Consider the following 818-nt stretch of genomic DNA (forward strand, 5'->3'; position numbering starts at 1 on the left):
TCTTGTCGTGCAGTTTAGCTACAACTAAACGCTGCTTTTGATAGTTTTTTGCTAGCCGCAAATTGCGTCCTTCTTTTTTAGCCCGGCGCTGTCTGCGAGACAAGACGCGTTGGGCATGGGCAAGCTTCTTTTTTGCTTTACAGTAAAAACGTGGATTGCCAACCATTGATCCATTTGACTCCGTTAAGAAATTATCAAGGTTAAGGTCAATGCCAATTTGACTTTGTGTTTTCGGTAATTCCTTAACAAAAGCAGTATCGCTGCCTAACTGCATAGACAGGTAGAACTGGTCATCAGCGGTCTTTTTTATCGTCACTGTTCCGATTCTAGTTGGAACCTGCTTAAACAAACGCTCTTTAATCAGTTTTCTAAAACCAGCAATGCGGACGATACCCAGCTTAGGCAGTTTAATATGTTTAGCATCAATAAATCTAGCTGTCCCGTTATCAAGATAGGCTTCTGACTGCTTAGGATATTGACAGTTGGTCTGATATGACCAGTCGCTGCGTTTTTTGTGAAAAGTCGGAATTCCATGACCAATCTTGCGATAGTTGTTCCAAGCTTTCTGGTAGTTCTGAATAGCGTTGGCAATAGCGAGGCTATCAATTTCTTTAACACGCAAAAAGCTATAAGTATCACGGATATTCTTAGGCTTGGCCAATAATTCATTATTGATGACTACTGTTTCTGCCAGTTGGGCTTCATAGCTATTAAGAGTAGAAAAGGCAAAAGGCATTGTTTGATATTGTCTAACAGCTAAGTAGTGCTTAGCATGATAATTGCTTCGATTGCGTCCTACATAAGAGTTGTAGACAAAG

Annotated in this window: 1 protein-coding gene; it reads right to left on the reverse strand. The window is 40.6% G+C overall.

Annotated features, from left to right (window positions below; genetic code table 11):
- Positions 1–818, reverse strand: an 818-nt coding sequence (locus JEM49_RS10040; protein ID WP_201874879.1) for an RNA-guided endonuclease InsQ/TnpB family protein, incomplete at both ends; no start/stop codon positions are given.

Origin of the sequence: Lactobacillus sp. A27 (genome assembly GCF_016742815.1) — a bacterium.
Lineage (GTDB): Bacteria > Bacillota > Bacilli > Lactobacillales > Lactobacillaceae > Lactobacillus > Lactobacillus gallinarum.